Below are 3,814 nucleotides of genomic sequence, written 5' to 3'. Positions count from 1 at the left end.
GGCCCGCCGCTCGCCGGAGGAAGCCGCCGAGGTGCTGCGCGCGGCCGGACTTTTGGCCGCCGCCCTGCCCGGCCTCGCGCCGAAGCTGTTGCGGGGCCCCTGATCAGCGGCCGATATGGGCCACCGAGGCGATCTCCACCAGCGCCTCGGGCTTCACGAGGCCGCACTGGATGCAGTAGCGCGCCGGCTTCTCGCCGGGAAAGTAGGCCGCGTAGACCGCGTTGATCGCCGCGTAATCGGCCCAGTCCTTCAGGAAGACGTGGTTGAAGGTCACGTCGTCCATCGTGCCCCCCGCGGCCTCGACCACCCCCTTGATCGTCTCCAGCACGTGCCGGGCCTGGGCGCCGGCGTCGCCGACATGGACCACGTTGGCCTCGGCATCGAGCGGCAGCGTGCCCGAGACGTACAGCACCCCGTCGGCCAGGGTGCCGGGCACGTAGGGGGCGAGCGGCTTGCCCGACCCCGGCGGAATGACGACCTGCTTCGGCATTTTTTTGGGACTTTCGCGGTGCGGGTTTGGGGACGGCGGGCGGTCTATTCGGCGGCGGCGCGGGTCTGCGCGCGCAGCGCCGCCTCGAACGCGGCAACGTCCGAGACCCAGCCGAAGAAGGTCTCGATGTTGGCGAGCGCCCCCTCGTGCAGGCTCCGCGGGCCTGCCTGGTGGGTGGCATCGGCGAGCACAATTCCAAAATACTCCCGGTGGTAGCCGTCCCGCAGGGTCGACTCGACGCAGACATTGGTGGCGATGCCGGTGAAGACCAGCGTGTTCACCCCCCGGGCCCGCAGCATGCTGTCGAGCGGCGTGTTGTAGAAGCCGCTGTAGCGCGGCTTGCCCAGCACGATGTCGCCGGGCTCCGGCTTCAGGGCGTCGACCAGGGCGTAGTCCCACGAGCCCTTGGCCAGGAGCTGGGCGTTCATCTCGGGCCGCCGCCGCATGGTCTTGAGGGCGTTGGACTTGTGCCAGTTCGGCGAGCCCGGGCCGCCGGCCTCGACATAGTCCGGGTCCCAGCCGTTCTGGAACCACAGGACCCGGATGCCCGCTGCCCGGGCCGCCGCCACGGCCCGGACGATCTGCGCGATCACCGGGCCGGTGCCCGACACGTCGAAGCCCGCCAGATCGAGATAGCCGCCCGGGCTCGCGTAGGCGTTCTGCACGTCCACGACGATCAGCGCCGTCGCGGCCGGGTCGAAGGCGATCGGCTCCGGGCGGGCCGGTAGGATGACGCCGCCGTGGCGGCCCTGGGCGTCGTGGAATCCGGCGGGCCTATCCATCACGCGACCTCGGCTAGCGGCGCCGGCACCACGTGCCGGCGGGATTGCATCAGCGGCTGGATCCGGGTCCCGAACGCGTCGAGGCCCTTCAGGAAGTCGTCGAACACCAGCAGCACGCCCTCGACGCCGTCGATCGTCATGATCGCGTCCAGCATCGCGGCCACCTGGGCGTAGCTGCCCACCAGGGTGCCCATGTTGAGGTTCACCGCGGAGGTCGGGTCGGCGAGCTGGCGGACGTTGGTGTCGCTGCCGGACTTGGTGTCGGCCGCGCCCTGGAGGCCGAGCCAGGCGATCGCCTCGGTATCGGCGCCGGCCTTGTAATGCGCCCAGGTCGCCATCGCGGCGGCGTCGGTCTCGTCGGCGATGATCATGAACAGCGCGTAGGCGGTCACGCGCCGCCCGGTCCTGGCGCTGGCCTCGGCCAGCCGCTCGACCACGGGGGCGAACGCGGTGGGCGTGTTGAGGCCTTTCCCCAGGCAGAAATTGTAGTCGGCGTAGCGGGCCGTGAAATCCAGGCCGGCCCCGCTCTGCCCGGCGCAGATGATCTTCATCGGCGCCTGCGGTCGGGGGCTCAAGCGGCAATCGTTCATCTGGAAATACGTGCCCTTGAGGTCGCTGGCGCCCGTCTCCCACAGGTCGCGCAGAACCTGAGCATACTCTGCCAAGTAGTCGTAACGCTTCGAGAAATACGCCTCGCCGGGCCACAGGCCCATCTGGTCGTATTCCGGCTTCTGCCAGCCGGTGACGAGGTTCAGGCCGAAGCGGCCGTCCGAGATCGAATCGATGGTCGCGGCCATGCGGGCGGTGATCGCCGGCGGCATGCACAGGGTCGCCGCGGTGGCGAACAGCTTGATCCGGGTGGTGACCGCGGCCAGCCCCGCCATCAGGGTGAACGATTCGAGGTTGTGGTCCCAGAACTCGGTCCTGCCGCCGAAGCCGCGCAGCTTGATCATCGACAGGGCGAAGTCGAGCCCGTGCGCCTCCGCCTTGAGGGTGATCTCCTTGTTGAGCGCGAAGCTCGGCCGGTATTGCGGGGCGTTCTCCGACAGCAGCCAGCCGTTGTTGCCGATCGGGATGAACACCCCGACGCTCATCGGGGCGACGTCCCCGGCCGGAATGGGCTCGGGAAGGGTTTCCGCGTCCGCCTGGCTCTGCACCATGGCCCTCTGCTCCGCGCGACCGCGCCATGTGGGCGCGAGTCGGTCTGCGGACGCTCGCAAAACCTGGGCACAGAAGCAAACCCGCACACCGGCCCGGGGCCGGAAATGCCTCTCTTTCCAGCGACTTGCACAACCGGCGCGCGATGCCTGCACATCCTGCGCGCGCGGTGCTTGCCGACCGCCTTCGTCCGTCTAGATGATCAGTCGGCTCAGGTGTCTCGTGGGAGGCGCCCGATCGGAGTGACCGTCGATGCGCGCGTGGCTCACCCTCCTGCTGGTCTTCGGCCTCGCGGGGCCGGCCCTGGCCGATGACGGCGCCCGGACGGAGGCGCGGGCGGTGATCACCCGGCAGGTCGAGGCGCTCGGGCGCGACGACGCGCCGACCGCCTACGCCCAGGCGGCCCCGGCGATCCGGGAGATGTTCCCGAACGCCGACCTGTTCATCGGCATGGTGCGCACCCAGTACCGCCCGGTCTACCGCCACCGCAGCTTCGTGTTCGGCGAGGGCCGGGACACCGGGGAGGCGGGGGTGGTGCAGTCGGTGGCGATCCAGGACGAGTACGGCGTCGACTGGACCGCCGAATACAGCCTCGCCCGGGACGCGGACGGGGCTTGGCGCATCACCGGCTGCCGCCTGATCAAGGCGCCGGGCACGAGCGCCTGAACGGGCGCCCGCGCGCCCGGCCTTACGCGGCGGCGAGGACCTTGGTCTTCCGGATCCGGCCGTCGAGCGCGACGTGGATTTCGTGGCTCACGCCATCCTTCGCGCCCCGCAGCTCGAAATGCTTGGGCTTGCGTGCGGGCGCGCCGGCCACCGCGTAGCCCGCCGCTTCCGCGGCCCGGATCGCCAGGGCGGGATCGGCCGGCGGATGGTCGTGCGTCTCCCTCTCGGGCCAGTCGATCGTGCGGGTCGAGCCGTCCGCCAGGGTGAGGCGGGTGACCTTGATCTCGGAGGGCTTCCGCGTGCCCTGCAGCGAGACCCGATCGCCCACCGCCAGGGCGATCCCCGCGGCTCCCTTCGGTCCGAGATCCGCCAGGATCCGCCCCCCGGCCCCGTCGAGGGCGAAGCGGTGTCCGAACACCGCCCAGACGGTGCCGGCGGCGTGGTGTGAATCGGTTTTTGTATCGGTCATGTCGGTGATCCTGTCGTGGGTGCCGGCGGGCGGCGGGGTCGTTTCCGAGCCCCGCCGTCGTGGCAAAGAACTATCGGGCGTCGGCGGGCCGCAGCGTCGCGAGCTTGTCGAGGAGCTGCAGGGTGATGTCGGCGCAGGCCTTCATCGAGTCCTCGTCGGCGCATTTCACGTCGATCCGGGCATCGCCGCGCTCGAGCCGGAAATGCGCGCCCTTCGGCGGGGGCGGCGGGGGCGCTCCGTCCGGACCGG

The 3,814-nt window shown here is 70.6% G+C and carries 5 protein-coding genes; 1 reads left to right on the top strand and 4 read right to left on the bottom strand.

Annotated elements, in window-relative coordinates:
- Nucleotides 1-103: 103 nt before the first annotated feature.
- Genes rutC through rutA form a run of 3 tightly spaced genes read right to left on the bottom strand, consistent with a single transcriptional unit; the run spans nucleotide 104 to nucleotide 2,366 of the window.
- Nucleotides 104-490: a pyrimidine utilization protein C gene (rutC, locus tag FV228_RS22830; RefSeq protein ID WP_147856688.1), complete on the bottom strand. Its 387-nt coding sequence runs from the start codon at nucleotides 488-490 to the stop codon at nucleotides 104-106.
- A gap of 44 nt (nucleotides 491-534) precedes the next feature.
- Nucleotides 535-1,272, bottom strand: a complete 738-nt coding sequence (gene rutB / locus FV228_RS22825) for a pyrimidine utilization protein B (RefSeq protein ID WP_147856687.1) — start codon at nucleotides 1,270-1,272, stop codon at nucleotides 535-537.
- A complete protein-coding gene (rutA, locus tag FV228_RS22820; RefSeq protein WP_147856689.1) occupies nucleotides 1,272-2,366 on the bottom strand; it encodes a pyrimidine utilization protein A in 1,095 nt (364 codons plus the stop codon). Before rutA ends, rutB begins: the two co-directional genes overlap by 1 nt.
- Before the next feature lie 316 nt (nucleotides 2,367-2,682).
- On the opposite strand from rutA, the gene FV228_RS22815 reads away from it, so the two are divergent.
- Nucleotides 2,683-3,096 carry a DUF4864 domain-containing protein gene (locus FV228_RS22815; protein WP_147856686.1) on the top strand — a complete coding sequence of 138 codons (414 nt, stop codon included), beginning with the start codon at nucleotides 2,683-2,685 and terminating at the stop codon, nucleotides 3,094-3,096.
- Nucleotides 3,097-3,118: 22 nt separating this feature from the next.
- On the opposite strand, the gene FV228_RS22810 is transcribed toward FV228_RS22815, so the two are convergent.
- Nucleotides 3,119-3,565 carry a hypothetical protein gene (locus FV228_RS22810; RefSeq protein ID WP_147856685.1) on the bottom strand — a complete coding sequence of 149 codons (447 nt, stop codon included), beginning with the start codon at nucleotides 3,563-3,565 and terminating at the stop codon, nucleotides 3,119-3,121.
- Nucleotides 3,566-3,814: the final 249 nt, after the last annotated feature.

The sequence above is a fragment of the Methylobacterium sp. WL18 genome (assembly GCF_008040015.1).
In the GTDB taxonomy this organism is placed as follows: domain Bacteria; phylum Pseudomonadota; class Alphaproteobacteria; order Rhizobiales; family Beijerinckiaceae; genus Methylobacterium; species Methylobacterium mesophilicum.
This window is presented reverse-complemented; position numbering and strand designations above follow the sequence as displayed.

What these genes read in the sequence shown, in the direction of transcription:
- rutC (WP_147856688.1), bottom strand. Translation starts at nt 490, where the DNA reads ATGCCGAAGCAGGTCGTCATTCCGCCGGGGTCGGGCAAGCCGCTCGCC.
- rutB (WP_147856687.1), bottom strand. Translation starts at nt 1,272, where the DNA reads ATGGATAGGCCCGCCGGATTCCACGACGCCCAGGGCCGCCACGGCGGC.
- rutA (WP_147856689.1), bottom strand. Translation starts at nt 2,366, where the DNA reads ATGAGCGTCGGGGTGTTCATCCCGATCGGCAACAACGGCTGGCTGCTG.
- FV228_RS22815 (WP_147856686.1), top strand. Translation starts at nt 2,683, where the DNA reads ATGCGCGCGTGGCTCACCCTCCTGCTGGTCTTCGGCCTCGCGGGGCCG.
- FV228_RS22810 (WP_147856685.1), bottom strand. Translation starts at nt 3,565, where the DNA reads ATGACCGATACAAAAACCGATTCACACCACGCCGCCGGCACCGTCTGG.